Annotated in this window: 23 protein-coding genes and 2 pseudogenes; 16 read left to right on the top strand and 9 right to left on the bottom strand. The window is 61.7% G+C overall.

Annotation, left to right across the window (positions count from 1 at the left end; genetic code table 11):
• Window positions 1–3: 3 nt before the first annotated feature.
• From dapF to AD666_RS25835, 3 genes are read right to left on the bottom strand one after another with little or no spacing between them, the layout of a single operon-like run.
• Window positions 4–834 (bottom strand): diaminopimelate epimerase, encoded by an 831-nt coding sequence (gene dapF, locus AD666_RS05805; RefSeq protein ID WP_053148565.1) that lies wholly within the window; start codon window positions 832–834, stop codon window positions 4–6.
• A gap of 4 nt (window positions 835–838) precedes the next feature.
• On the bottom strand, window positions 839–2,086 hold the full coding sequence (gene lysA, locus AD666_RS05800) for a diaminopimelate decarboxylase (RefSeq protein ID WP_053148562.1): 1,248 nt from the start codon (window positions 2,084–2,086) through the stop codon (window positions 839–841).
• Between the two features lie 9 nt (window positions 2,087–2,095).
• Entirely contained in the window at window positions 2,096–2,269 is a 174-nt protein-coding gene (locus AD666_RS25835; RefSeq protein WP_082339676.1) for a lipoprotein, read from the bottom strand.
• A gap of 213 nt (window positions 2,270–2,482) precedes the next feature.
• On the opposite strand from AD666_RS25835, the gene cyaY reads away from it, so the two are divergent.
• From cyaY to rnk, 3 genes are all read left to right on the top strand, one after another.
• The gene (cyaY, locus tag AD666_RS05795) at window positions 2,483–2,815 is read left to right on the top strand and encodes an iron donor protein CyaY (RefSeq protein WP_053148559.1); all 333 of its coding nucleotides are present in this window, start codon (window positions 2,483–2,485) and stop codon (window positions 2,813–2,815) included.
• 4 nt (window positions 2,816–2,819) lie between these two features.
• Entirely contained in the window at window positions 2,820–3,038 is a 219-nt protein-coding gene (locus AD666_RS05790; RefSeq protein WP_053148556.1) for a DUF1289 domain-containing protein, read from the top strand.
• A gap of 279 nt (window positions 3,039–3,317) precedes the next feature.
• The gene (rnk, locus tag AD666_RS05785) at window positions 3,318–3,728 is read left to right on the top strand and encodes a nucleoside diphosphate kinase regulator (protein WP_053148552.1); all 411 of its coding nucleotides are present in this window, start codon (window positions 3,318–3,320) and stop codon (window positions 3,726–3,728) included.
• 5 nt (window positions 3,729–3,733) lie between these two features.
• On the opposite strand, the gene AD666_RS05780 is transcribed toward rnk, so the two are convergent.
• The 3 genes from AD666_RS05780 to AD666_RS05770 all read right to left on the bottom strand — a co-directional run bounded on the left by AD666_RS05780 (window position 3,734) and on the right by AD666_RS05770 (window position 7,417).
• Window positions 3,734–6,577 carry a class I adenylate cyclase gene (locus tag AD666_RS05780; RefSeq protein WP_053148550.1) on the bottom strand — a complete coding sequence of 948 codons (2,844 nt, stop codon included), beginning with the start codon at window positions 6,575–6,577 and terminating at the stop codon, window positions 3,734–3,736.
• Between the two features lie 176 nt (window positions 6,578–6,753).
• A complete protein-coding gene (locus tag AD666_RS05775; RefSeq protein WP_053148548.1) occupies window positions 6,754–7,002 on the bottom strand; it encodes a TIGR02647 family protein in 249 nt (82 codons plus the stop codon).
• 130 nt (window positions 7,003–7,132) lie between these two features.
• The gene (locus AD666_RS05770; protein ID WP_053148545.1) at window positions 7,133–7,417 is read right to left on the bottom strand and encodes a hypothetical protein; all 285 of its coding nucleotides are present in this window, start codon (window positions 7,415–7,417) and stop codon (window positions 7,133–7,135) included.
• A 125-nt stretch (window positions 7,418–7,542) separates the two neighbouring features.
• Here AD666_RS05770 and AD666_RS05765 point away from each other — a divergent pair, with 125 nt between their 5' ends.
• Window positions 7,543–8,202, top strand: coding sequence for a glutathione S-transferase family protein (locus tag AD666_RS05765; protein WP_053148542.1), 660 nt, complete (start codon window positions 7,543–7,545; stop codon window positions 8,200–8,202).
• Window positions 8,203–8,331: 129 nt separating this feature from the next.
• Here AD666_RS05765 and argH read toward each other — a convergent pair whose 3' ends face one another.
• Window positions 8,332–9,726, bottom strand: a complete 1,395-nt coding sequence (gene argH / locus AD666_RS05760) for an argininosuccinate lyase (RefSeq protein ID WP_053148539.1) — start codon at window positions 9,724–9,726, stop codon at window positions 8,332–8,334.
• 318 nt (window positions 9,727–10,044) lie between these two features.
• Between argH and AD666_RS26990 the strand changes: the two are divergent.
• The 8 genes and pseudogenes from AD666_RS26990 to AD666_RS05725 all read left to right on the top strand — a co-directional run.
• Window positions 10,045–10,191 (top strand): annotated as a pseudogene (locus AD666_RS26990) (sensor histidine kinase); the annotation flags it as partial.
• Complete coding sequence (locus tag AD666_RS05750; RefSeq protein WP_053148533.1) at window positions 10,188–10,934, top strand: LytTR family DNA-binding domain-containing protein; 747 nt, start codon at window positions 10,188–10,190, stop codon at window positions 10,932–10,934. The pseudogene AD666_RS26990 and the gene AD666_RS05750, both read left to right, overlap by 4 nt.
• 136 nt (window positions 10,935–11,070) lie before the next feature.
• Window positions 11,071–12,012, top strand: a complete 942-nt coding sequence (gene hemC / locus AD666_RS05745; protein ID WP_053148530.1) for a hydroxymethylbilane synthase — start codon at window positions 11,071–11,073, stop codon at window positions 12,010–12,012.
• Window positions 12,009–12,755, top strand: a pseudogene (locus AD666_RS26760) (uroporphyrinogen-III synthase); the annotation flags it as partial. The gene hemC and the pseudogene AD666_RS26760, both read left to right, overlap by 4 nt.
• Before the next feature lie 36 nt (window positions 12,756–12,791).
• The gene (locus tag AD666_RS26755; protein WP_053149674.1) at window positions 12,792–13,925 is read left to right on the top strand and encodes a uroporphyrinogen-III C-methyltransferase; all 1,134 of its coding nucleotides are present in this window, start codon (window positions 12,792–12,794) and stop codon (window positions 13,923–13,925) included.
• Window positions 13,922–15,166, top strand: coding sequence for a heme biosynthesis protein HemY (locus tag AD666_RS05735; protein WP_053148527.1), 1,245 nt, complete (start codon window positions 13,922–13,924; stop codon window positions 15,164–15,166). The genes AD666_RS26755 and AD666_RS05735 overlap by 4 nt, the downstream gene beginning before the upstream one ends.
• A 246-nt stretch (window positions 15,167–15,412) precedes the next feature.
• Window positions 15,413–15,955: a disulfide bond formation protein B gene (locus AD666_RS05730; RefSeq protein WP_053148524.1), complete on the top strand. Its 543-nt coding sequence runs from the start codon at window positions 15,413–15,415 to the stop codon at window positions 15,953–15,955.
• Window positions 15,956–16,126: 171 nt separating this feature from the next.
• Window positions 16,127–16,585 (top strand): Rsd/AlgQ family anti-sigma factor, encoded by a 459-nt coding sequence (locus tag AD666_RS05725; RefSeq protein ID WP_053148521.1) that lies wholly within the window; start codon window positions 16,127–16,129, stop codon window positions 16,583–16,585.
• Between the two features lie 60 nt (window positions 16,586–16,645).
• Here the strand turns inward: AD666_RS05725 and AD666_RS05720 are convergent, their stop codons facing one another.
• Window positions 16,646–17,311, bottom strand: a complete 666-nt coding sequence (locus AD666_RS05720) for an FKBP-type peptidyl-prolyl cis-trans isomerase (protein WP_053148518.1) — start codon at window positions 17,309–17,311, stop codon at window positions 16,646–16,648.
• A 193-nt stretch (window positions 17,312–17,504) separates the two neighbouring features.
• On the opposite strand from AD666_RS05720, the gene AD666_RS05715 reads away from it, so the two are divergent.
• Window positions 17,505–18,641 (top strand): AlgP family protein, encoded by a 1,137-nt coding sequence (locus AD666_RS05715; protein ID WP_053148516.1) that lies wholly within the window; start codon window positions 17,505–17,507, stop codon window positions 18,639–18,641.
• 4 nt (window positions 18,642–18,645) lie between these two features.
• Here the strand turns inward: AD666_RS05715 and AD666_RS05710 are convergent, their stop codons facing one another.
• Window positions 18,646–19,116 carry a TIGR02444 family protein gene (locus AD666_RS05710; RefSeq protein ID WP_053148513.1) on the bottom strand — a complete coding sequence of 157 codons (471 nt, stop codon included), beginning with the start codon at window positions 19,114–19,116 and terminating at the stop codon, window positions 18,646–18,648.
• 50 nt (window positions 19,117–19,166) lie between these two features.
• On the opposite strand from AD666_RS05710, the gene AD666_RS05705 reads away from it, so the two are divergent.
• From AD666_RS05705 to rhtB, 3 genes are all read left to right on the top strand, one after another.
• Window positions 19,167–21,077 carry an ATP-binding cassette domain-containing protein gene (locus AD666_RS05705; protein ID WP_053148511.1) on the top strand — a complete coding sequence of 637 codons (1,911 nt, stop codon included), beginning with the start codon at window positions 19,167–19,169 and terminating at the stop codon, window positions 21,075–21,077.
• Window positions 21,077–21,658: a mechanosensitive ion channel family protein gene (locus tag AD666_RS05700; protein WP_053148508.1), complete on the top strand. Its 582-nt coding sequence runs from the start codon at window positions 21,077–21,079 to the stop codon at window positions 21,656–21,658. The genes AD666_RS05705 and AD666_RS05700 overlap by 1 nt, the downstream gene beginning before the upstream one ends.
• Window positions 21,659–21,744: 86 nt before the next feature.
• Window positions 21,745–22,377 (top strand): homoserine/homoserine lactone efflux protein, encoded by a 633-nt coding sequence (gene rhtB / locus AD666_RS05695; RefSeq protein WP_053148505.1) that lies wholly within the window; start codon window positions 21,745–21,747, stop codon window positions 22,375–22,377.
• The last annotated feature ends 21 nt before the right edge of the window (window positions 22,378–22,398 follow it).

The following is a 22,398-nucleotide window of genomic DNA, read 5'->3' as shown; positions in this document are numbered from 1 at the left end:
CACTCAAAGACGAACTTGTCCTTCGTATACGCGTACTGCCGGCCCGGTCATCATCACCGGTTGGCCGGGGCCTGCCCACTCGATGGACAAGCGCCCGCCGGGCAGGTCGATCAACAGGGGTGAATCCATCCATCCCTGGCTGATCGCCGCGACGGCAGCGGCACAGGCGCCGGTGCCGCAGGCCTGGGTTTCCCCCGCACCGCGTTCCCAGACACGCAATTGCGCGCGGTGGCGGTCGATGACTTGCAGGAACCCGACGTTCACTCGCGCAGGGAAGCGCGGGTGGTTCTCGATCTTCGGTCCCAACTCATGCACCGGGGCGCTGTTGATGTCGCTGACCCGCAGCACCGCATGAGGGTTACCCATGGACACCGCCGCCAGTTCCACCGTGACGCCATCGACCTCCAGCGGATAGCTCAAGGCCTGGGCGGGTGCTTCGAACGGAATGTCCGCCGGTTTCAGGCGCGGGGCGCCCATGTTGACGCCGATCTGGCCGTCGTTGCGCACGTCCAGCTCGATGATGCCGCTTTTGGTCTCGACGCGAATCCGCCGTTTGGCGGTCAGGCGCTTGTCCAGCACGAAACGGGCGAAGCAGCGCGCACCGTTGCCGCACTGTTCCACTTCCGAACCGTCGGCATTGAAGATCCGATAACGGAAATCCACATCCGGATTGGTGGGGGCCTCGACGATCAGCAATTGGTCGAAACCGATACCAGTGTGCCGGTCGCCCCATTGCTTGGCATGCTTGGGCAGGATGTGCGCGTGCTGGCTGACCAGGTCGAGGACCATGAAGTCGTTGCCCAGGCCGTGCATCTTGGTAAAACGCAGCAGCATGGTTTTACTCCGGCAGCAGGCTTTCGCCGGCAAACAACTCGGCTACCGTCTCGCGGCGACGCACTTCGAATGCCTGGTCACCGTCTATCAGCACTTCGGCGCAGCGGCCGCGAGTGTTGTAGTTGGAGCTCATGACAAACCCATAGGCACCGGCCGAATGCACGGCCAGCAGATCCCCTTCTTCCAGCGCCAGCTCCCGGCTCTTGGCCAGGAAGTCGCCGGTTTCGCAGATCGGTCCGACGATATCGTAGCTGCGCGTGGCGGTATCGCGAGGACGTACCGCCGTCACGTCCATCCACGCTTGGTACAGCGCCGGGCGGATCAGGTCGTTCATGGCCGCGTCGACGATGGCGAAATCCTTGTGCTCGGTGTGCTTGAGGTATTCGACCCGGGTCAGCAGCACACCGGCGTTGGCGACGATGTAGCGGCCCGGCTCGAACATCAGCGCCAGGTCGCGACCTTCGAGGCGTTCGCGCACTGTCTTGATGTAGTCGGCCACCAGGGGCGGTTCTTCGTCGCGATAGCGCACGCCGACGCCGCCGCCCAGGTCGATGTGGCGCAGGTAGATGCCGCAATCACCGAGGCGGTCGACCAGGGCCAGCAGGCGGTCGAGGGCATCGATGAAGGGTTCCAGGGTGGTCAGCTGCGAGCCGATGTGGCAATCGACGCCCAGCACTTCCAGGTTCGGCAGTTGCGCGGCGCGCACGTACACGTCTTCGGCGTCGGCGATGGCGATACCGAACTTGTTTTCCTTGAGCCCGGTGGAAATGTACGGGTGGGTGCCGGCATCCACATCCGGGTTCACCCGCAGGGAGATCGGCGCGCGAACGCCCAATTCGGCGGCGACCACTTGCAGGCGTTCCAGCTCATCGGTGGATTCGATGTTGAAGCAGTGCACACCGACTTCCAGGGCGCGACGCATGTCTTCACGGGTCTTGCCGACGCCGGAAAACACGATCTTGTCGGCGCTGCCGCCGGCGGCCAGGACGCGTTCGAGCTCACCACCGGAGACGATGTCGAAACCGGCGCCCAGGCGTGCCAGGACGTTGAGCACGCCCAGGTTGGAGTTGGCTTTCACGGCAAAGCACACCAGGTGTGGCATGCCGCTGAGCGCGTCGGCGAAGGTCCGGTACTGGGCCTCGATATGGGCACGGGAATAGACATAGGTCGGCGTGCCGAAACGTTCGGCGATCGCAGACAGGGCGACTCCCTCCGCGAACAGCTCCCCGCCACGGTAGTTAAAAGCGTCCATGGCGTTCCCTTAGTAGGTGGTGGAATGGGTGTCGTGCGAGTGGGACTTGGACTGCGACGACTTGGCCTGCTCTTCAGGGGACTTGCTCTCATCAGGCAGATACAGGGGACCTTTCTGGCCGCAGGCTGTCACAAGGCAGGCAACCGCGACGAGCGCAGCAAGGGAAGAGATCAGGCGCTTCATGGCGAAATCCTTGAAAATGCGTTAATTGCGCCGGAGTATACCGGCCACCCGGCAGCTTGCCTATGCAACGGGACTCCCGTCCGGCGGGCCTGGGGGACGTTATCGACTCAGGCGGGCGCGGTTGGCGTCGATCGGTATATCCTTTGCAATCGCCAGAAAGCGCCCGTATCTTGCGGCGCTTGAGCATGAGCAGACATTTTCGAGGTTGTCGCAATGAGTTTGACTGAAGCCCGTTTCCACGATCTGGTCGATACCACCCAGCAAATGTTGGAGGACATCTTCGATGAGAGCGAACTGGACATCGACCTGGAAAGCGCCGCCGGTGTGCTGACCGTCAAGTTCGAAAATGGCAGCCAGCTGATTTTCAGTCGCCAGGAGCCGTTGCGGCAGTTGTGGCTGGCGGCAGTGTCCGGCGGTTTCCACTTCGACTACGACGAGGAAAGCGAGCGTTGGCTGTGCGACAAGAGCGAAGAGCAACTGGGCGAAATGCTCGAGCGCATCGTGGCGGCACAGGCCGGAGTGAAATTCGATTTCGAAGGTCTGTAACGGCGTGGCCCGGACCGCTGCGGTGCGACCGCCCAAGCCGCTCTACAGCAATGTCGGCCCGGCCGTGCCGTCGCCGTGCACCAGTGTGTGCAAGCTGAATGAGCAGAAAATCTGCCTGGGCTGCTTCCGCCACGTGGACGACATCCGCGAATGGCGCTCGGCCGATGATGAGCGGCGGCGGGCGATCTGTGCCGAGGCGCTCAGGCGCAAGCATCGCACCTAGATGCTGCCCCTGAATCATTGTGGGAGCGGGCTTGCTCGCGAATGCGGCGGGTCAGTTGAGTAAGTTCTTGGCTGTACCGCCGTCTTCGCGAGCAAGCCCGCTCCCACAGCGAACACGGTGTAGGGGTGTTCTCTTGGGGCTCCGGCTTGTTTATTTATTGAGCTGTGTTAGTGTCCGGCTACGCCTCAACGCCTCAACGCATCGAGGCCCGTGAAAACCCCGTCTTCCTGTGGCGGGGTTTTGCTTTTTTCGTGCAGAAGAAAGGAGTCTGCCTGGATCATGACCGCACCTTCCATCACCCTTACTCGCCTGGACGTACAGCGTCTGGAGCGTCTGATCGACAGCCTGGATGAAACGCTTCCGGGCGTGATCGCGTTGCAGACCGAACTGGACCGCGCCGACACCCTGGTGAGCCATGAAGACGTGCCCGCCGACGTCGTGACGATGAATTCGCGTGTGCATTGTCGCGAGGAAAGCAGTGGCAAGGACTATCACCTGACCCTGGTGTATCCACAGGATGCCAATGCCGACGAAGGCAAAATATCGATCCTGGCGCCGGTAGGCAGTGCGCTGCTGGGCCTGAAGGTTGGCCAGCACATCGACTGGCCGGCCCCGGGCGGCAAGACCCTCAAGTTGACATTGCTGGCTGTGGAATACCAGCCTGAAGCGGGCGGCGACTTCCACCTCTGACTATTTCAGACCAGGGCCAGCGCCTCGTTCAGGGCGCGTTCCAGGTCAGCCTTGTAGCGCAGGTACAAATTGCTTGAGCAGGCCCCGTCACCCACCAGGCCCGAAAGGTCCAGGTCGGTGATATAGCAGCGATAGCGTTCGGCCTCGCGACGCTGCTCGACGATTTCCCTGGCGACCACGCGGAACAGTTGGTCGCCATGTTCCAGTTCCGAAAACTCCTGCTGATTGCAATACAGGGTGACGTGGACCTGGCCGTGGGCGGCTTTACCGATAATCGCCTGCACGTCGTAGAACGGCTTGTTCACCGGTGTCTGCGGGGCCTGTCGCGCCTCGATCCGCCGCGCCCGGCCATTGCCTGAGGGCAGGAGCTGGTAATACAGGGTTTCGAGGTTCAACGGCTGGTCGCTGTCCATCGACAGCAGGGCGTCACGGCGGTACAACACCGATTGCAGGAAGCGTTGCAGCGGCACCAGCAGGCTTTGCTCGTCGTGATAGGGCAGGCGTTGTTGCCAAAGGGCGTTGAGCTCATCGAGTACGTACAGGTCAGCCTCATCTTCGTTGACCCGGTAGAACACCTGGAGGCACTCGGGTTGGCCCGTGGGCAGGATCAACGCCAGGTCGTGGTCTTCCAGGGCCATCGGATCCAGGTGCAGCGGACTGTAGGCCGTCAACTCTTCGCCCAGGTAATCCACCAGCGCCGACAGGCTGGCCAGCGCCACATGGTTGACCTGGCCAGGCACCAGCTCCAGCACATGGTAGTGCTGCTGGACTTGCAGCAGGTAACGGTGATTGAGGTTGCTGAGCAGCAGAGTCTGGGCCGTTTCGATGACTTCCTCGACCCGCCGTGCGATGAATTGCGCACGGTTGTGGCAGAAGCAGCGGACCCGCAAGCGTGGCTGGCGCTGCCCGGAGGGCAGGTCGTTGAGGTAGTCGCGCAGGCAATCGAGCAGGGCGTGCTCACCATCGAAGCGGTTGACCAGCACTTCGTTCCAACTATTGAGCGTGACCTGATCGAGAGTCAGCACCAGGTTCTCCCGAACCCCGGCGTAGCTCAGGGAGTCGGTGCGCTCGGTGGTCATCAGGATATTCAGGTCGCGGTGATGCTTGAGCGGGTCGACGCCGACGTTCACCAGGATCAGCACTTCGCTGGGCACGCTGGCATGCAGCAGCTGTTCTTCGTCGACCGTGGCCAAGGGCAGGGCAATGGCCTGTTGCAGGCTGCCCAGCAGATTGAACAGCTCGAATTCGCTCAAGTCACTGTCGCCAGGGTGCAGCGCCAGTCGCGTGCTGCTATCGATCACGCCGTTGCGATGGCACCAGGTCAACAGTTCCAGCAGTTCGCGGCTGCGCTTGATCGGCGCGAAGTTCTCCCACTCCAGGGCATTAAGGTTGCCGTTGTACAGACCCCACTGGTTTTGCCCGGGCTCTTTCTTGTTGGGCGACTGGACCAGCGTCAGGGTGTCCTCGGCCAAGTCCGGGGCGATGCCGGGGTTGATGAACTCGACCTTGTCGGCCTTGCGTTCGAACGCCGCATACAGGCGTCGGCCAAGGACGTTGAGGTCCCGTTTGTTGATCAGGCTGACGGTCTTCTCGGTACGGGCGAACTGAGTCAGGAATCGATAGCTGTAGGTCAGCTCGTTGACCAGCGCACGCCGTTCGTTGCTGACCTGGCGCACCTTCCACTGGCTGCGGCTATCCAGCAGCGCGAGCTGGCGCTGATCCCAGCCCCACTCGGCAGCCAGGCGCTCGAGGAGCGTGCGTTGCCAGCCGCTGCTGCGCGACGGGCCGGTGAGCTTGCGGTTGACCTTCAGATAGAGGGCACGACGGATCAGTTCCAGACGCTCGGGTTCGCCACGGGCGTTGAGGTATTCCTCGATGCGGCGATAGACCAGCACGTAGGGGTCCAATTCTTCCAGATCCAGGCGGTTGGCGAACACCGCTTGTTTGAAGCGCAGGCTCAAACATTGGACATCCGGGTGTTCGCTGGCGTAGACCTCGGTCAGCAGCAGCTTGAGCACGGACTTGTACGGCGACTCGATACCCTTGAACAACTGCCACAGCCCCGCCCCGATGAACTCGCCGGGTGGGATGTAGGCCATGTGCCCCAGGTCCAGCGTCTCGTCCGCGCGGATGAAGCGCTTGGAGATCAACGTGTGGGTGTATTGCTCATAGTTGTCTTCTTCATAGACCGGTACCAACCACCAGATCGGCGTACGCCCGGCGAGCCAGATCGCGGTGCGGTAGAACTCGTCCAGCAGCAGGTAGTGCTGGGTCGTGCCGCAATCGTCGGAACTGAGCCGGGTGTCCCGTTCGCCTCGCACGAACCGGGCCGGATCGATCAGGAAGAAGTGGGCTTCGGCACCCTGGGTCGCGGCCCAGGCTTCCAGCAACTGGCATTTCTTGCGCAACTCCGCCAGTTCGTCGTCGCTCAGGTCAGGTCCATGGCAGACCCACACATCCATGTCGCTCTGGTCCGCCTGGGCAAGTGTGCCCAGGCTGCCCATCAGGAACAGGCCGAGGATGGGGCGCGGCGGGTTGCTGCCGTGCCGTGGCTTGTAGGAAAACGAGCGGGTCAGCCGCTGGGCCTCGGTGAGAACATCGCCATCGGGTTCGTAGTTCGACAGCCCGGCCGGGGTATTGCTCGAGACGTAGCCGGGCAACAGGGGATGATTGACGTGGAAAAACAATGGCAGCAAGGTCAATACGCTCTGCTGGCGAGGCGACAGGCCTTCCAGGGCGCGATTCATCCGGATTGTGTTGAGCTTGAGAAAACGTGCGCGCAGCTGGTTCAGGACCTTGCGGTCGATTCCCTCATCCAGGTCTGGGCGTATTTCGTGATTGCGGGTCATGTCGGCTCAAACCGGCTCGCGGTGTCGAACGTGGGAGATCGAAGGTGATGGCAGTTTAGCGTCCGGGCTGTGGAATTCTTAAGCTGAAATATGATTTTGACGTCAGATTTCTTACATGGGCGCGCAATGCGCCTGCGGAAATCCCGATGCGGGGATTTCCGTGGGCGATAGGACGATCAGGCGGCTTGCGATACGACGTTGAGAATGGTCAACAGGCTTTGCACATGCTCGGCGGCATCCCGTCCCAGGCTGGTCAGGTAACCGCCATCGGACTGAGTGATCAGGCCTTTTTCGTGCAGGCGCTTGGCAGCAGCGATGGCAGAGGGGGCAGCGGTCTGATGAATTTTCAGGCCTTCCTGGGAACTGTCCAGGTTGAAGAGTGCAAGGATTTCCAGTTCGGCAACCAGCTCAGGGGTAAGCGACATAAGGACTCCAGACTTTCTAGGAATTTGGACGACAGCGCCCTTAAGTTGAGCGCACTCGGGCGAACTGTCCAGTGTCAGAGCCATGCTTTTTTATTTTACCGGGGGAGCACACCTTGCTCCCCCATCGGATTCATCGCTTTTCCGGCGGTAATTCGGGCAGGGCGCGCAATGCGGTTTCGTACCATTGGGTATCGAACGGGCGATCTTCCTCGAGCATGGCATCAATCTCATAGGCCAGCACATGGGCCATCAGGTTGAGAATGTCTTCGCGTTCGTAGTTCACCAGGGTCAGTTTGTTGAACGTCGCCTTGGCCGCCGGCGGGTTGCCGCTTTCGATCTGGTTTTCGATGGCTTCGATCAGCGTCGATTCGACGAATTCTTCTTCGTCGTTGTCGATGTCGTTTGGCTCGCTCATGGCAGGCTCCTGATAGGAAAGCCGCCAGTCTACCTGCATTCAGCAGGGTGATGCTCCTGGCGAGAAATGTGCGGGCGGTCTATAACGCAAGGCTGCCAACCCCACACGGCCTGGAGGCATTTGTAATGCTCGAGCTTTACGGTTTCTCTGTCAGTAATTATTACAACATGGTCAAGCTGGCGCTGCTGGAGAAGGGCCTGCCCTTCGAAGAGGTGCCGTTCTACGGCAACCAGACCCCCGAAGTACTCGCCGTCAGCCCTCGCGGCAAGGTGCCGGTGTTGAAAACCGAACACGGGTTTATCAACGAAACCAGTGTCATCCTCGAATACATCGAACAAACCCAGCCAGGCAAGCCACTGTTGCCCGATGAGCCGTTCGCACGCGCCCAGGTGCTGGCCCTCTGCAGGGAAATTGAACTGTACATCGAGCTGCCGGGACGGGCTTGCTACGCTGAGGCGTTTTTTGGCATGGCGGTGCCCGATGCCATCAAGGAAAAGACCCGGGCCGAGTTGCTGCTGGGATTTGCCACGCTCGGTCGCCACGGCAGGTTCTCGCCCTATGTGGCGGGCGATAGCTTGAGTCTGGCCGATCTGTATTTCCTCTACAGTGTCTCGCTGGCCTTACAAGTGGGCAGGAAATTGTTCGATATCGACCTGCTGGCCGACATGCCGGCGGCCAAGGCGCTGATGGAGCGGCTGGAGGCGAACCCGAACGTGCAGCGGATCGCTGCGGACAAGGAAGCGGCGATGCCGGGTTTTTTGGCAATGGTCGCGGCCAAGAAGTGAATTTGTAGCGTCTGAGCGGACGCCTTCGCGAGCAAGCTCGCTCCCACAGTAGATCTTCATAAATGCAGGCTCTATGAGCCGACGCAGATCCAATGTGTGAGCGGGCTTGCTCGCGAAGCTTTTCAGCTTTTAGCGGCTGGCGAGCAACGCCTGGCCGCGCGCCACGGCGGCCTTGACCTGTGCCGGTGCCGTGCCGCCGATGTGGTCACGGGCATTGACCGATCCTTCCAGGGTCAGTACCGCAAATACGTCCTGCTCGATCTGATCGCTGAACTGGCGCAGTTCATCCAGGCTCATCTCGGCCAGGTCCTTGCCATTGTCCACGCCGTACTTCACGGCATGGCCGACGATCTCATGGCAATCGCGGAAGGGCAGGCCACGGCGAACCAGGTAGTCCGCCAGGTCGGTGGCGGTGGAGAAGCCGCGCAGGGCCGCTTCGCGCATCACCGCATGCTTGGGCTTGATGGCAGGGACCATGTCGGCAAAGGCCCGCAGCGAGTCGCGCAGGGTGTCGGCGGCGTCGAACAGCGGTTCCTTGTCTTCCTGGTTGTCCTTGTTGTAGGCCAGTGGCTGGCCTTTCATCAGGGTCAACAGGCCCATCAGCGCGCCGAATACGCGGCCGCTCTTGCCCCGGACCAATTCCGGGACGTCGGGGTTTTTCTTTTGCGGCATGATCGAACTGCCGGTGCAGAAGCGATCCGGCAGGTCGATGAACTGGAATTGCGCGCTGGTCCACAGCACCAGCTCTTCGGAGAACCGGGACAGGTGCATCATCGCGATACCGGCGGCGGCGCAGAACTCGATAGCGAAGTCACGATCCGAGACGTTATCCAGGGAGTTGCCGCCCACGGCGTCGAAACCCAGCAACTGTGCGGTGTACTCACGATCGATGGGGTAAGTGGTGCCGGCCAGCGCAGCGCTGCCCAAGGGCATGCGGTTGGTGCGCTTGCGGCAATCGACCAGGCGTTCGTAGTCGCGGCTGAGCATCTCGAACCAGGCCAGCATGTGGTGCCCGAAGGTCACCGGTTGGGCTGTCTGCAGGTGGGTGAAGCCGGGCATGATGCTTTCGGCTTCGCGCTCGGCCAGTTCCAGCAGGCCTTTTTGCAGGCGGGTGATCTCGGCCAGGATCAGGTCGATTTCATCGCGCAGCCATAGACGGATGTCGGTGGCCACCTGGTCGTTGCGACTGCGACCGGTGTGCAGCTTCTTGCCGGTCACGCCGATGCGATCGGTCAGGCGTGCTTCGATGTTCATGTGCACGTCTTCGAGATCGACGCGCCAGTCGAATTGGCCGGCCTCGATCTCGCTCTGGATGGTCTTCAGGCCATCGATGATGCTGTCGCGCTCGGCATCGGTCAGCACGCCGACCTTGGCCAGCATGGTGGCGTGGGCGATCGAACCCATGATGTCGTGGCGATACAGGCGCTGGTCGAAGTTGACGGAGGCGGTGAAGCGGGCGACGAAAGCGTCGACGGGTTCACTGAAGCGGCCGCCCCAGGACTGATTGGTCTTGTCAGTGCTCATGAATTCGCTCGTGATCGGCTGTGGAAAAAGTAGCGGTTAAGGCTGCCACGGATGATAACAGGGTTACCGGCGCCGGCGCTGGCACTGTCCGGCAGGTTTTTTCGATGGCGCCCGGACTTGCGACGCAGGGTTTGCACAACGATATTTTCCAATTGAGCAATATCATCGTGGCAACCGTCTACAGTGGACGATAGGACGTCGGATTTTTTACTCATGGTGCATCGGACGAACCCAGACGCGGAGGTGCTCATATTGATCGGATCGAGTCTTGATAATCCCTACGGCGACGCCGTGCGACAACGGGCCCCGAGCATCGGTCGGCAAGCGCTGGTAAAGATAGGCAACCGCCTCGCGGCACTTTTTGGCCCTCGAACGAGTCTTAGCGTGAATCGCGGTGACGGATGTCATCGCCTCTGTCTACGCTATCCTTGTGCGAGACTCACGCAGGAATCCAGCGCACTATGAATGTCCTGATCGTTGATGACGAACCCCTGGCCCGCGAGCGCCTCAGCCGAATGGTTGGTGAACTCGAGGGGTACAGTGTCCTGGAGCCGAGCGCCACCAATGGCGAAGAGGCTCTGGCCCTTATCGACAGCCACAAGCCGGATATCGTATTGCTCGACATCCGCATGCCTGGCCTGGATGGCCTGCAGGTCGCGGCGAAGCTGTGCGAGCGAGAGTCGCCACCCGCGGTGGTGTTCTGCACCACGCGGGACGACTTCCCACCCGAGGTATTGCAGGCCGGGGCCGTGGGCTACCTGGTCAAGCCGGTGGCGTCCGAGGCATTGCTTGACGCGTTACGCAAGGCCGAGCGGCCCAATCGGAGTCAACTGGCGGCGCTGACCCGACCGGCCGCCGAAAGCGGTAGCGGCCCACGCAGTCACATCAGTGCGCGGACCCGCAAGGGTATCGAGCTGATTCCGTTGAATCAGGTGGTCTACTTCATTGCCGACCATAAATATGTGACTTTGCGCCACGAGAGCGGCGAAGTGCTGCTGGACGAACCACTCAAGGCCCTCGAGGATGAGTTCGGCGAGCGCTTCGTGCGCATCCATCGCAACGCCCTCGTGGCCCGCGAGCGTATCGAGCGCCTGCAGCGTACGCCCCTGGGGCATTTCCAGCTGTTTCTCAAAGGCTTGAACGGCGATGCGTTGATCGTCAGCCGGCGACATGTGGCCGGCGTACGCAAGATGATGCAACAGCTTTGACCATCGGTGCGGAGCGTCCCGGTGCTCCCTTTCCATGATATTGACGGGCAGGGAGGCCCCGGGGTCGTGATTCAAGTCAAAGCGTATTTGGCTGAGCTGTTATTATCCGTCGTATCTTTTCAGTACGGATTGATCCATGTCCCCTCGCGAGATCCGCATCGCCACCCGTAAAAGCGCCTTGGCCCTGTGGCAGGCCGAATACGTCAAAGCCCGCCTGGAAGCGGCCCATCCCGGCCTGATCGTCACGCTGGTTCCCATGGTCAGTCGCGGAGACAAGTTGCTGGATTCGCCGCTGTCGAAAATCGGTGGCAAAGGCCTGTTCGTCAAGGAGTTGGAAACTGCGCTGCTGGACAACGAAGCGGATATCGCCGTTCACTCGATGAAAGACGTGCCCATGGATTTTCCTGAAGGCTTGGGTCTGTTCTGTATCTGTGAGCGCGAAGATCCGCGCGATGCGTTCGTTTCCAATACCTATGCCAGCCTGGACGCACTGCCAGCCGGGAGTGTGATCGGCACGTCCAGCCTGCGTCGCCAGGCCCAGTTGCTGACCCGTCGGCCGGACCTGCAGATCCGCTTCCTGCGCGGCAACGTCAATACGCGGTTGGCCAAGCTCGATGCCGGCGAGTACGACGCAATCATCCTGGCCGCCGCCGGCCTGATCCGCCTGGGCTTCGAGGACCGCATCACTTCGGCCATCAGTGTCGAGGACAGTTTGCCGGCCGGCGGACAGGGGGCGGTGGGTATCGAATGCCGCAGCGCCGACAGCGAGATCCATGCCTTGCTCGCGCCCTTGCACCATGAAGACACTGCCACCCGTGTATTCGCCGAGCGCGCCCTCAACAAGCACCTCAACGGTGGCTGCCAGGTGCCGATTGCCTGCTACGCCGTGCTCGAAGGTGAGCAGGTGTGGTTGCGTGGCCTTGTGGGGGATCCCAATGGCGGACAGTTGCTCAGTTCCCAGGCGCGGGCACCTCGTGGCGATGCCGAAGCTTTGGGTGTGCGGGTGGCCGAGGATTTGTTGAGCCAGGGCGCCGACGACATCCTCAAGAAGGTCTACGGCGAGGCAGGCCACGCGTGACGGGCTGGCGGCTGCTGCTGACCCGGCCGGAGGACGAGTCGTCGGCCCTGGCAGCGATGCTGGCGGATGCTGGAGTATTTACCAGCAGCTTGCCGCTGCTGACTATCGAGCCGCTCCCTGCGTCCGATTCCGAGCGGGAGATTCTCCAGCGGCTGGACCAGTATTGTGCGGTGATCGTGGTCAGCAAACCGGCGGCCCGGCTCTGCGTGGAACGGTTGCGCCAGTATTGGCCAGAGCCCCCGGAGCAGCCCTGGTTCAGCGTGGGCGCCGCCACCGGGCAAATCCTTGCCGATGCGGGCCTCACCGTGTCTTACCCGGACAAGGGTGACGACAGCGAAGCCTTGCTTGAACTCCCTGAGCTGCGTCAGGCTCTCGCCGGGCCTGGGCCGCGGGTCTTGATCGTGCGTGGCGAAGGCGGGCGTGGTCTGCTGGCGGAGCGCTTGCGTGAGCAAGGTGCTAGTGTCGATTATCTGGAGTTGTACCGACGCAGCCTGCCTCGGTATCGCGACGGCGAGTTGGTGGAGAAAGTCGAAGCGGAACGCTTGAACGCGCTGATGGTCAGCAGTGGGCAGAGCTTCGAGCATCTGTATCGCTTGGCCGGCGAAGCGTGGCCCGCCCTGGCGCGGTTGCCGTTATTCGTTCCAAGCCCAAGGGTTGCCGAGATGGCGCGTGCCGCCGGCGCCCGAACAGTTGTGGATTGTCGTGGCGCCAACGCCTCGGCTTTGCTGGCGGCGTTACGGGAACAAGCCGTGCCGTTTTCTAATGCAAAGGATGGACACGTGAGCGAAACAGCCTTGCCAAAAGAAGATAAAGACCGACCAGCCATCGATGCGCCGGTTGAACCTGCGGCACCGACGGCCCCGCGTCGCGGTAACGGGTTGGCCGTTGTCGCCTTGTTGCTGGGCGCAGCCGGTGTCGCCGTGGGTGGCTGGGGCGTCTGGCAGGTCCGTCACCTGCAAGCCAATAATCAGCAGCAGTTCGCCCAGGTCCAGGCGCTGAACGATCAGGCGCAGAATCTCAAGCTCAACGAGCAGCGTCTCAGTGAACGCCTTGCGCAGTTGCCCGCGGCCGAAGAGCTGGAGGAGCGGCGGCGTCTGGTCGCCCAATTGCAGGGCGACCAGCAGCATCTGAGCCAGCGACTGGAAACGGTGCTGGGGGCCAGCCGCAAGGACTGGCGCCTGGCTGAGGCCGAGCATCTGTTGCGCCTGGCCAGCCTGCGCCTTTCCGCCTTGCAGGACATCAGCAGCGCCCAGGCGTTGGTCCAAGGGGCAGACGAGATCCTGCGCGAGCAAAACGACCCGGGCTCATTTGCCGCCCGTGAACAACTGGCCAAAACGCTTGCGGCGTTGCGCAGCACCGAACAGCCAGACCGGACCGGGCTGTTCCTGCAACTGGGTGCCTTGCGTGACCAGGTCCTGCAGCTTTCGGAACTGGCACCCGAGTACAAGGATCGTGGCGAGTCGCTGCTGGGATTGACCGCCGACGGCGACGGCGCCAGCCGCTGGGCTCAGTGGTGGGATCAGATTTCGCGCTACATCCGTATCGATTTCAATGCCGACGAGAATGTCCGTCCGCTCTTGGCCGGGCAGAGCCTGATGCAGGTGCGCCTGGCCTTGAGCCTGGCACTGGAGCAGGCGCAATGGGCCGCCCTCAACGGTCAGGCGCCGGTGTACACCCAGGCGCTGGACGAAGCTCGTGACGTCCTCAGAAACAACTTCAACCAGGACAACCCGCAGAGCAGGATCATGCTCGAGCGCGTGGCGGAACTGTCCCGGCAACCGGTCACCGTGGTCACTCCGGACCTGGCGGGTGCCCTCAGCAGCGTCCAGGCCTACCTGGAACGTCGCAATCTCACCGTTGAAGAATCGATCAAACCCCTGGCCAAGCCTGGTGAGCAGGAGGCCAAGCCATGAAGCGCCTCTACGTGATTCTGTTCGTGGTGATCGCTGCCGCCGCCTTGCTGGGCGTCGCGATCGCCGAGCATTCGGGTTACGTGCTGGTGGCCTACAAGAACTTCCGTTACGAAGCCGGCCTGTGGGTCACCCTGGCATTGGTGATGGTGCTCTGGTTGCTGTGGTGGTGCGTGCGCGCGTTGATCGGGCTGGTGACCACGTCCAGCGGCGTGGTCAACCCTTGGTCACGGCGTAACCGCAGTCGTCGTGTGCAGGTGGCGATCGAACACGGTCAGTTGGACCTGGCCGAAGGGCGTTGGGCCAGTGCCCAGCGACATTTGCATCGTGCCGCCGAAGCCGAGCGCCAGCCCTTGCTGTATTACCTCGGCGCGGCCCGCGCGGCCAATGAACAAGGACTGTACGAGCAGAGCGACAGCCTGCTCGAACGCGCCCTGGAGCGTCAGCCCCAGGCCGAACTCGCCATTGCGCTGACTCACGCTCAGTTGCAGATGGATCGCGGCGACACCGACGGAGCCCTGGTCACGTTGCAAGCGATGCACGATCGTCATCCCCACAACGCCCAGACCTTGCGCCAGTTGCAGCGCCTGCATCAACAGCGCGGTGACTGGTCGGCGGTGGTTCGCCTGTTGCCGGAGCTGCGCAAGGACAAAGTCTTGCCTGCGGCCGAACTCGCGGAGCTGGAACGTCGGGCCTGGGGCGAAAATCTTTCCCTGGCGGCGCATCGCGAAGAAGACGGCAGCATGGGCCTGCAATCGCTCAACCGTGCCTGGCAGCAGCTGACCGCCGCGCAGCGCCAGGAGTCGGCATTGATCGCGGCCTATGCCGAGCAACTGCGACAGTTGGGTGCCCAGGGCGAGGCTGAAGAAGTGTTGCGCACGGCACTCAAGCGTCACTATGACAGCCACTTGGCGCGTCTGTATGGACTGGTCCGTGGCCAGGACCCGATCCGGCAGTTGCAGGCGGCCGAGGGCTGGCTCAAGGATCATCCGGCCGATTCCAGCCTTCTGCTGACGTTGGGACGCCTGTGCCTGCAGAACAGCTTGTGGGGCAAGGCAAGGGATTATCTCGAAAGCAGCCTGCGGATCCAGCGCAACCCGGAGGCCTGTGCCGAACTGGCGCGACTGCTGGCGCAGTTGGGGGATGCCGAGCGCAGCAACCAGTTGTTCCAGGAGGGCCTGGGCTTGCTGGATGAACGGCTGCTCGCTGCGCCATTGCCGTCGTCCCAGGCCTTGCCCGGCTGATAGGACGGGGCGGACAGTGCCGGCAATCAAATGTGGGGCGTTACCATGGGGTTGGCTGCCAATAATGGTCCGGTTCAAGGCTCGAAGGGTGTTCTAAGCAAAGTCCTACAGAGGATTGCGCTGAATCCTCTCGCGTCTGTCGGGAATTCCCTACACCCTTGGTGAAGTGTCTGCGCGGGCCTGCCTTGAAAGGCCCGAGGGCTTTCCTCTACCGTAACTACCTGTCTTTTTTGTTACGGAACCGCCATGTCTTTGGCCTGCTCACGCTTCTTGTTTTTCATGGCTTCCATCGCTGCGGCCCTGGCCCTGGGCATCGCCAGCTATCTGGAATATGCGGTCGGCCTGGCGCCTTGCAGCCTGTGTGTCCTGCAGCGGTTGTGCCTGATGTTGTTCCTGGGAAACTGCCTGACGGCCTGTGTGCACGGTCCGGGTCAAACGGGCAGCATTATCTACGGGGCCATGGGGCTGGTTCTCGTGTCCGGGGCGATGACATTGGCGTGGCACCAGGTGCTGGTGCAAAGTCATTCGGCTGAGCTACTGCCTGATTGCTTCAGCCGCACGGAGGGATCGAATTCATGGTGGAGCGCCGTGCATCGCGTCATCGACGGTGCGGTCGACTGTGCAAGCATCACCTGGACACTGTTCGACTTGAGCGTTCCCGAATGGAGCCTGCTGTTTTTTCTCGCCGTGTCCATCGTCATGACCTACTTGCTACTTCGCCTTGTCTGGAATGCACTGATCCGACCGCTCGGCGGCAAGACGTCGCAATGGGCCCGGATCGGGGATTAAACACTTGTATGAACTTTATCTCCTGCGTACCTTGAAGCAGCTGTCGTGCGGGCATAATCTGGCCCGCACGTATCATTGGAATCGTGCCGTTCGATCATGTTGTGTCCGGCTTGCCATGAGTCAGGTGTACGCAGGCTGCGAGGGGCATGACTCACAAGGGAAGAAATCGCCATGCTCGAAAGTTGTCAGAATGCTCAGGAACGCTGGGGTGGGGTGCATCTGCTGATCGACCGCTGGTTGCAGGAGCGTCACGAACTGGTTCGGGCCTATGATGCGCTCGGCGACAAGCCCGAGGCGCTGGGAGAAAGCCGCAAGCCGCTGCAAGAGTTTTGCGGTGTGCTGGTTGACTACGTCTCCGCTGGCCATTTCGAGATCTACGAACAACTGACGAGCGAAGCCAAGGCCTTCAACGACAAACGTGGCCTGGAGCTCGCCGATCAGATCTATCCGCGCATCGACGTCATTACCGAAAAGCTGCTGGCCTTCAATGACCTGTGCGATGAAGGCAAGTGCGTAGCGGAAAAATTCAAGGAATTGGGTGGCCTGCTGCATGAACGTTTCGAGCTGGAAGACTGCCTGATCGAAGTGCTGCACAACGCCCATAAGGAAGAGGCCGCGGTCCAGGCTTGAAAGCCCTGCGGCGATAAAAAAACGGTGCGCATTGCGCACCGTTTTACGTTTTCGCCAACGTCAGATCGTCGCACCCAGCAACTCGATTTCAAACACCAGTGGCGTGAATGGCGGGATCACATCCCCGGCACCTTCGGCGCCATAGGCCAGGGTCGAAGGAATCACCAATCGCCATTTCGCGCCTACCGGCATTTGCGGTAATGCACTGCGCCAGCCATCGATCACGCTGTCGAGGTTGAACCACTGAGCCTGGCGGTTGGAATCGAATACCGTGCCGTCGGGCAGCCGCCCCGTGTACAACACCTGGACCTTGCCGTGAGGGCCGGCTTTTGCTCCGTTGCCTGGCTTGAGTTCGGTCAGCAGGATGCCGTCGGCCAATTGCTGTACGCCTGGTCGGTTCTTCTCTTCGTTGAGAAACTTCTGTTCCGTCTTCAGCGCGACCTCGACCTGCGGTGTCGTCGACTGAGCACTCAGTTGTGCCTGGTGTTCGGCGAGGATCTGTTCGATGCGTTCATCCTTGAGGGCCAATGGCTTGCCCTGATAGGCATGCTGCAAACCTTCCACCAACGCCTGGATCTGCAAATCGGGTACGTCCTGGCGAAGACGCTCACCCAGGCTCGCGCCCAGGCTGTAGGCCAGGTCGTGAGCATCGCTTGCGCTGGTTTTATCGGCGGCCTGGGTCGTGGTGCAGACCATGCACAAGCATAAAAACAGGTGACGCAACATGTGTACTTTCTCCGGCCTCGAATCGAGGGATTATGCCAGTGCGAATGTCGGTGCAAGTGGATCGTACCGGCAGTGGCTCAGAAGATTTTTCGTCCCTTGCAACGCAACGTCCTGTGTACTGTCAACATGCCCTAGCGGCGGTTGCAGCAGAGGTCTAGTATGAGCCGCACTCACGTCAGTCAGGAGGTAAACCATGTCGGCCCCCAAGAAGCCTGTAAATACTCCGTTGCACTTGCTCCAACAACTCTCGGGCAGCCTGCTCGAGCATTTGGAAAATGCCTGCTCCCAAGCCCTGGCTGATGCTGAAAAACTGCTCGCCAAACTGGAAAAACAACGCGGCAAAGCGCAGGAAAAACTGCACAAGTCCCGCACCAAACTGCAAGAAGCAGCCACCGCCGGCAAGGCCAAGGCGCAGGCCAAGGCCAAGGACGCCGTCAAAGAACTCGAAAACCTGCTCGATGCCTTGAAGGATCGTCAGTCCGAAACCCGTGCCTACATCTTGCAACTCAAGCGTGATGCCCAGGAAAGCCTGAAGCTGGCCCAGGGTGTCGGTCGCGTGCAAGAGGCTGCCGGCAAGGCACTGACCCTTCGTGCTGCCAAGCCTGTCGCTGTATCGGCCAAAAAGCCGGCCGCTAAACCTGCTGCGGTTAAAACACCGGCCAAACCTGCCGCGAAAGCGCCAGCCAAAGCAGCGAGCAAGCCTGCTGCCAAACCGGCAGTGGCAAAACCTGTCGCGGCCAGCGCAGCTAAACCGGCTGCGAAAAAACCGGCCGTGAAAGCGGTCGCCAAACCGGCTGCAAAAGCCTCGGCTGCCAAGCCTGCGGCTGCTAAACCCGCTGCCAAGCCTGCCGCCAAAGTGGCTGCTGCCAAACCTGCTGCAGCAAAAAACACCACGGCCAAGCCAGCTGTCAAAGCGGCCGCGAAACCCGTTGCTGCCAAAACTGCCGCCAAGCCAGCGGCGGCAAAAACAGCGGCTGCCAAACCTGCTGTGGCTAAACCTGCCGTAGCCAAGCCAGCCGTAGCCAAGCCTGCTGCCAAATCGACGGCCAAGCCGACCACTGCAAAAGCGCCTGCAAAAACGGCGGCTAAACCTGCTGCCAAGCCTGCTGCTGCGAAGCCGGCCGCCGCCAAGCCTGCCGCCAAGCCAGCCGCGAAACCGGCTGTGAAGAAACCCGCCACCGCAAAACCAACGACCGCTGCGGCCAAGCCTGCGGCACCGTCGCCGGCACCCGCTGCATCGCCCGCTCCATCCGCCAGCACACCTGCTCCGGCGGTGAACCCGACTGTCGCCACGACGCCGGCCACCAGCACCCCAACCAGCGCTTCCTAAGGTTTTAAACCGCAGGATCCGACACGGCGACGCGCAACAGATGCAGCGCGTCGCCGTGTGATGGGTCGGTACTCGCCACCCACCCTTGCAGCCATTGCTCGGCGTCGACCGGTCGTCCTCCAGGCCAATCCGTGGTCGCCGCTTCCAGTCGTTTCAATAGCTGCCGTTCAGCCTCCAGCTCCAGCTTCTTGATTTCTTCGCGCAGATTATCGAGTTCGGTGTCTTGCTGGGCACGGTCTTTCCATTGGGTGCGAAGGGCCCGCAAAGGCTGTATGACTTCCATGTCCCAGGTGTCGGCCAGTTGTTGAAGTTGCAGCAGCCTTCGTTCGTTGCAAGCCACACCGCGTTGCGCCAGCCATAAACCACACAGCAGCAGGCAGACGCTCGCACCGGCTTTTTGCAGGGTCAGGCATGCCTGCTCTACACCAGGCCTGGCATAGAGATCGAGGGAAAAACTCCACAGGTCAGAGGACATCGTGCTACTCGCGCCAGTTGCGAGCGAAGCTGGTAGACTCCGCCGCCATTATGATCCGACTTCAGAACCTGACTTTACAGCGTGGCCCGCAACGTCTGCTAGAAGACGCCGAGCTGACCCTGCACGCCGGCCACAAAGCTGGCCTCATCGGTGCCAACGGCGCCGGCAAATCGAGCCTGTTCGCCTTGTTGCGAGGCGAGTTGCACCCGGACTCCGGTGATTGCTCGCTGCCGGCCGACTGGCGCATCGCCCACATGCGCCAGGAGGTCGATACCCTCGAACGGCTGGCGGTGGATTACGTGCTCGATGGCGACGTGCGCCTTCGCCAGGTCCAGCGGGACCTGGCCGCCGCCGAAGCGGCCCACGACGGCGCCGCGCTGGCTCGTCTGCATTCCGAGCTCGACACTGCCGACGGCTACACCGCCGACGCCCGTGCGCGCAAATTGCTGGCGGGACTGGGCTTTACCAACGAACAGATGGACCGTCAGGTCGGCGATTTTTCCGGTGGCTGGCGGATGCGCCTGAACCTGGCACAGGCCTTGATGTGCCCTTCGGATCTGCTGTTGCTCGACGAGCCGACGAACCACCTGGACCTCGACGCCATCATCTGGCTCGAGGACTGGCTAAAGAGTTATCCGGGCACGCTGTTGCTGATTTCCCACGACCGCGACTTCCTCGATGCCGTGGTGGATCATGTGGCCCATGTCGACCAACGCAAGCTGATCTTGTATCGCGGCGGCTACACCGCTTTCGAGCGCGCCCGTGCCGAGCGACTGGCCCAGCAACAGCAGGCCTACGAAAAGCAGCAGGCGCAGCGTGCGCACATGGAAAGTTACATCGCCCGCTTCAAGGCCCAGGCCACCAAGGCCCGTCAGGCCCAGAGCCGGATCAAGGCGTTGGAGCGCATGGAAGAGCTTTCCGCGGCCCACGTCGATTCACCGTTCGATTTCGTGTTCCGCGAATCCACCAAGATTTCCAGTCCGCTGATCGACCTGTCCGACGCACGCCTGGGCTATGGCGACAAGACCGTGCTGGAGAAAGTCAAATTGCAACTGACGCCGGGTGCACGGATCGGGTTGCTGGGCCCCAACGGTGCCGGTAAGTCGACCCTGATCAAGAACCTCTCCGGCGAGCTTCAGCCCCTGGCCGGACGCCTGACCCGTGGCGAGAACACCGTCGTTGGCTACTTCGCCCAGCATCAGCTGGACTCCCTCGATGCCAAGGCCAGCCCCTTGCTGCATTTGCAGCGCCTGGCACCGACCGAGCGCGAGCAGACCTTGCGTGATTTCCTCGGTGGGTTCGACTTCCGGGGTGGCCGCATCGACGAGCCGGTACTGAATTTTTCCGGGGGTGAAAAAGCCCGCCTGGCATTGGCGCTGATCGCTTGGGGACGACCGAACCTGTTGTTGCTCGACGAACCGACCAACCACCTGGACCTGGAAATGCGCCTGGCCTTGACCATGGCGTTGCAGGAATTCAGCGGTGCGGTATTGGTGGTGTCCCACGACCGGCATTTGCTCAAGAGCACCACGGATAATTTCTTCCTGGTGGCCGATGGCAAGGTCGAGGAATTCGACGGTGACCTGGAAGACTATGCGCGCTGGCTGGTGGAATACCGCCAGCGCAACGCGCCGGTCAGCACCACGCCGGTGAACCCGGACAAGACTGACAAGAAAGCCCAGCGCCAGGCCGCGGCGGCGCTGCGTCAACAGTTGGCGCCCCATAAGCGCGAGGCCGATAAGCTCGAGGCCGAGCTGGGCAAGGTGCACGAAAAACTGCAGAAGATCGAAACCAGCCTGGGCGACAGTGGTCTCTACGAAGCGGCGCGCAAGGATGAGTTGCGCGATCTGTTGGCCGAACAGGCCCGGTTGAAGATTCGTGAAGCGGAGCTTGAGGAGGCGTGGATGCAAGCCCTGGAGTTGCTGGAAACCCTGCAGGCGGAGCTGGAGGCGCTTTCCTGATGGAAGCGTTGACCATGCCCATACCCGTGATGTGGATCGAGCCGATCTGGCTCGGCGTACAAGTGCTGTTGATCCTGCTGGCCGGTTACGTCGCACAGCGTTTCGTGGCGCGTGCCCTCACGGGCCTTGGCGAGCGTTATCCCATTCCGCCGCAACTGGTGATCATCCTGCGCGGCGTGCTGCGCTGGTTGATCATGGGCAGTGCGATGCTCGTGGTGCTCGAACGCCTGGGCGTCTCCGCCACGGTGTTGTGGACGGCGTTGTCGGGGTTTGTCGCCGTGGCGGCGGTGGCGTTCTTCGCCATCTGGAGCGTGCTGTCCAATCTGCTGTGCGCTGTCTTGATCTACACCGTCGGTCCGTTTCGCCTGGGGGATGTGGTCGAGCTGGTGGAGGCCACCGACAAACCCGGTATCAAGGGCCGGGTGGTGGCGATCAACTTGCTGTACACCACCTTGATCGAGCCCGAGGAACTCGGCACCGGCAGTTCCATGATCCAGGTGCCCAACAGCCTGTTTTTCCAGCGTTCGGTCCGTCGCTGGCGTGGCAGCGAGGCGTTTCCGGTCGGCGGGTTCCTCGAGTAGCCCCCCCCGAGTGATAAAAAGCGGTGGTCAACTGCCCGCCGGCGCATTAGCTTAGTCGTTTTGACGAATCTTGGCCGAGGTGTGCAATGCTGCTGGAAACATGGCTGGCGTTTTTCGCCGCTTGCTGGGTGATCAGTCTGTCGCCGGGCGCCGGTGCCATTGCATCGATGTCCAGCGGTCTACAGTACGGTTTCTGGCGCGGTTACTGGAATGCCCTGGGCCTGCAACTGGGCCTGGCGCTGCAGATCGTGATCGTCGCCGCGGGTGTTGGCGCGATCCTCACCGCGTCGGCCACGGCGTTCTATGCCATCAAATGGTTTGGCGTCGCCTACCTGGTTTACCTGGGCGTCAAGCAGTGGCGCGCGATTCCTGGCGATATCAGTGACGATGCGGCCGTACGGCCTATCGGCAAACCCATGGCGCTGGTGTTCCGCGGTTTCCTGGTCAACATCAGCAACCCCAAGGCCCTGGTGTTCATGCTGGCGGTACTGCCGCAGTTCATCGACCCTCATGCGCCCCTGGTCAAGCAGTACCTGATCCTGGGCGTGACCATGATCTGCGTCGACCTTGTCGTCATGGCCGGCTACACCGGGCTGGCATCGAAGGTTCTGCGCCTGTTGCGTACGCCCAAGCAGCAACGGCGGATGAACCGGACCTTTGCAGGGCTGTTCATCGGAGCGGCGGGTTTGCTGGCGACGATCCGCAAGGCGGCGGTGTAAAGCCGAACGAAACGTGTGGCG

This window comes from Pseudomonas sp. Pf153, assembly GCF_001269775.1.
GTDB classification, from domain to species: Bacteria; Pseudomonadota; Gammaproteobacteria; order Pseudomonadales; family Pseudomonadaceae; genus Aquipseudomonas; species Aquipseudomonas uvaldensis.
Note: the sequence above shows the minus strand (reverse complement) of the source record. Positions and strands in the feature narration are given on the sequence as shown.

Bases quoted from the DNA above. Each gene is read 5' to 3' on its own strand.
- lysA (WP_053148562.1), bottom strand. From the start codon at position 2,086: ATGGACGCTTTTAACTACCGTGGCGGGGAGCTGTTCGCGGAGGGAGTC.
- AD666_RS05735 (WP_053148527.1), top strand. From the start codon at position 13,922: ATGAAGCGCCTCTACGTGATTCTGTTCGTGGTGATCGCTGCCGCCGCC.
- argH (WP_053148539.1), bottom strand. From the start codon at position 9,726: ATGAGCACTGACAAGACCAATCAGTCCTGGGGCGGCCGCTTCAGTGAA.
- rnk (WP_053148552.1), top strand. From the start codon at position 3,318: ATGACCGCACCTTCCATCACCCTTACTCGCCTGGACGTACAGCGTCTG.
- AD666_RS05780 (WP_053148550.1), bottom strand. From the start codon at position 6,577: ATGACCCGCAATCACGAAATACGCCCAGACCTGGATGAGGGAATCGAC.
- AD666_RS05710 (WP_053148513.1), bottom strand. From the start codon at position 19,116: ATGTCCTCTGACCTGTGGAGTTTTTCCCTCGATCTCTATGCCAGGCCT.
- dapF (WP_053148565.1), bottom strand. From the start codon at position 834: ATGCTGCTGCGTTTTACCAAGATGCACGGCCTGGGCAACGACTTCATG.
- AD666_RS05715 (WP_053148516.1), top strand. From the start codon at position 17,505: ATGTCGGCCCCCAAGAAGCCTGTAAATACTCCGTTGCACTTGCTCCAA.
- AD666_RS05750 (WP_053148533.1), top strand. From the start codon at position 10,188: ATGAATGTCCTGATCGTTGATGACGAACCCCTGGCCCGCGAGCGCCTC.
- AD666_RS05725 (WP_053148521.1), top strand. From the start codon at position 16,127: ATGCTCGAAAGTTGTCAGAATGCTCAGGAACGCTGGGGTGGGGTGCAT.
- AD666_RS05765 (WP_053148542.1), top strand. From the start codon at position 7,543: ATGCTCGAGCTTTACGGTTTCTCTGTCAGTAATTATTACAACATGGTC.
- cyaY (WP_053148559.1), top strand. From the start codon at position 2,483: ATGAGTTTGACTGAAGCCCGTTTCCACGATCTGGTCGATACCACCCAG.
- AD666_RS05705 (WP_053148511.1), top strand. From the start codon at position 19,167: ATGATCCGACTTCAGAACCTGACTTTACAGCGTGGCCCGCAACGTCTG.
- hemC (WP_053148530.1), top strand. From the start codon at position 11,071: ATGTCCCCTCGCGAGATCCGCATCGCCACCCGTAAAAGCGCCTTGGCC.
- AD666_RS25835 (WP_082339676.1), bottom strand. From the start codon at position 2,269: ATGAAGCGCCTGATCTCTTCCCTTGCTGCGCTCGTCGCGGTTGCCTGC.
- AD666_RS05775 (WP_053148548.1), bottom strand. From the start codon at position 7,002: ATGTCGCTTACCCCTGAGCTGGTTGCCGAACTGGAAATCCTTGCACTC.
- AD666_RS05720 (WP_053148518.1), bottom strand. From the start codon at position 17,311: ATGTTGCGTCACCTGTTTTTATGCTTGTGCATGGTCTGCACCACGACC.
- AD666_RS05770 (WP_053148545.1), bottom strand. From the start codon at position 7,417: ATGAGCGAGCCAAACGACATCGACAACGACGAAGAAGAATTCGTCGAA.
- AD666_RS05730 (WP_053148524.1), top strand. From the start codon at position 15,413: ATGTCTTTGGCCTGCTCACGCTTCTTGTTTTTCATGGCTTCCATCGCT.
- AD666_RS05700 (WP_053148508.1), top strand. From the start codon at position 21,077: ATGGAAGCGTTGACCATGCCCATACCCGTGATGTGGATCGAGCCGATC.
- rhtB (WP_053148505.1), top strand. From the start codon at position 21,745: ATGCTGCTGGAAACATGGCTGGCGTTTTTCGCCGCTTGCTGGGTGATC.